Source organism: Candidatus Magnetaquicoccus inordinatus (genome assembly GCF_004217665.1).
Lineage (GTDB): Bacteria > Pseudomonadota > Magnetococcia > Magnetococcales > Magnetaquicoccaceae > Magnetaquicoccus > Magnetaquicoccus inordinatus.
The window spans coordinates 1-2,073 of record NZ_RXIU01000365.1 but is presented as its reverse complement, the minus strand read 5'-3'; the positions used below and the strand labels follow the sequence as shown (position 1 = coordinate 2,073).

The 2,073-nt window shown below is 54.9% G+C and carries 3 protein-coding genes; 2 read left to right on the top strand and 1 reads right to left on the bottom strand.

Annotated features, from left to right (window positions below; translation table 11 throughout):
* Both EJP87_RS15665 and EJP87_RS15660 read left to right on the top strand, forming a co-directional pair.
* The coding region (locus EJP87_RS15665) for a helix-turn-helix domain-containing protein (RefSeq protein ID WP_130472787.1) at positions 1-324 on the top strand (324 nt) is incomplete at its 5' end.
* Positions 321-815, top strand: a complete 495-nt coding sequence (locus EJP87_RS15660; RefSeq protein ID WP_130472786.1) for a hypothetical protein — start codon at positions 321-323, stop codon at positions 813-815. The genes EJP87_RS15665 and EJP87_RS15660, both read left to right, overlap by 4 nt.
* Positions 816-876: 61 nt before the next feature.
* On the opposite strand, the gene EJP87_RS15655 is transcribed toward EJP87_RS15660, so the two are convergent.
* Positions 877-1,989 carry a phenylalanine--tRNA ligase subunit beta gene (locus EJP87_RS15655; RefSeq protein ID WP_130472785.1) on the bottom strand — a complete coding sequence of 371 codons (1,113 nt, stop codon included), beginning with the start codon at positions 1,987-1,989 and terminating at the stop codon, positions 877-879.
* Positions 1,990-2,073 lie beyond the last annotated feature (84 nt).

The window sequence follows — 2,073 nt, the reverse complement described above, 5'->3', positions numbered from 1 at the left end:
CACATGGAGGAACAACGCATCAGTCGGGTGACACTGGCTGAGACATTGGGCAAAAGCAAATCGTATGTTTCTCAAGTGTTGAGCGGTAACCGCAATATGACGCTTGCCACTCTGGCGGATGTTGCCTATGCCCTGCGTTTGCAGATCAAAATGCAGCTCACCGATGCGCGACAGACCGATGATACGTGGGAGGATTTTGCTTTGCCGAAAAATAAATCCAGCAACATCGTAGCTATCGGCAACCAACACCAAGTCGGCCAGAGTTGCACCTATGAAGAGGGTGGCATGATCGTGGATCGTTATACACAGCAGGTAGCAGCATGACAGATACCGTATCCCGTGCCGTTGAAATCGCTCAAATTGTCAACGTACTCTTGGATGGAAGTTTTGTACGTTATGCGGATGTTAATGCAGCGCACATGGAACAAGATTTGGAGGGTGCCAAGTTCCAACTCAAAAGAGGAGTCAGGGATAGTTGGTTTGTGACGTCCGATGATGACACAGAGGTGCTGCTCTGTGTGAGGTTTGATTTCGGTCTCCGCATTATGCACAAGAGTGCTGCTGCTGCGGAACAGGGAGAAGAGCAAGGAGAAGGGGAGGAGTTTGGTCGCATTGAGGCAAGTTTTGTCGGCCACTATCTGTTGACTGGGGAAAAACCAGAGCCTGACACAGTTAAGCAGTTTTCCCATACCGTTGGCATGTTGAATGTGTGGCCTTATTGGCGAGAGCACGCACACAGCTTGGCACGTCAGATGGGGTGGAAAAACGTCATCGTGCCACTGTTCAAACTACGTTTCAAGAACGACGAGCCATAACCCATTCACGATAGGCCATGCAACCGCTCCAGAAAAACCGGGTGCATGGCCTATCCGTTATTCACCCCCGCAACGTGGCGGCAAACTGTTGGGCCATCTGGGCCACAATCCGATCGGAGATATTTTGCGCCTCCTGGTCGGTCAAGGTGCGATCATCCGCTTGCAAAACAACCCGTACCGCCAGACTCTTGCGGTCGGCTGGCAGATGGGAACCGGTATACAGATCAAACAGATCCACAGAGCGAATCAGGGTGCCATCCACCATACGAATGGCCTCCAGCAGGGCCATGCTGGGCAGATCCTGGGCAACGACAAAGGCAAAATCCCGCTCCAGGGCCGGAAAACGGCTGGCCGCTGCCGGTGCAACCGTGGCATGCAACGCATGCGTCAAGGTCACCTCTTCCAATTCACAAATCTGCACACTCTGCGGCAGATCCCGTTGCGCCTGCACCGTGGGGTGCAACGTCCCCAACCAGCCCAAATGCAGATCACCGGCCAGGATGATTGCCTTGCGGCCCGGATGCAGGAAGGAGGGACCACCCGCTTCAAAACGTACCTCTTCCCAACCCATGCTGCGCAACAGAGCGGTCACATCCCCCTTTAAATCAAAAAAATCCGCCTCCCGATCCGGGGTATGCCAGTTGCGACCATGCAGCGGTCCCGACAGCAGAAGGGCCAGACGTTGCGCCTCACGCAACTGACTGCCACTGAGCGGCACAAAAACACCTCCCACCTCATAAAAGCGCAAAGCATGGTTGCCCCGACTGACATTGCGGCGGGCAGTGTCCACCAAACCGGTCACCAGACAGGTGCGCAACACCGCCTGCTCGGCAGAGATGGGATTGAGCAGGGCTGTACCACGCAGGGTCGGATTGAACTGTTGCTGCAACTCCGCACTGATGAAGGCATAGTTGATCGCCTCCAGATAGCCACGCCCCCCCAGACAGTGGTGGACAGTGGCCAAAGTGCGCTCGATGGCTGGCTTTTCCGGGGCGTTCACCTCCAGACGGGGCAGACTGACCTGAACCCGATCATAGCCATACAAGCGGATCACCTCTTCCAACAGATCCTCTTCCCGGCGCAAATCATGGCGATGGCTGGGCGGCTGAAAGGTCAACTGTTGCGGCAAACCATCCACCAAACGACAGCCCAGATAGCCCAACATGGTGGTCATTGCCTCTCACATGGAGGAACAACGCATCAGTCGGGTGACACTGGCTGAGACATTGGGCAAAAGCAAATCGTATGTTTCTCAAGT

What these genes read in the sequence shown, in the direction of transcription:
- EJP87_RS15660 (WP_130472786.1), top strand. Translation starts at nt 321, where the DNA reads ATGACAGATACCGTATCCCGTGCCGTTGAAATCGCTCAAATTGTCAAC.
- EJP87_RS15655 (WP_130472785.1), bottom strand. Translation starts at nt 1,989, where the DNA reads ATGACCACCATGTTGGGCTATCTGGGCTGTCGTTTGGTGGATGGTTTG.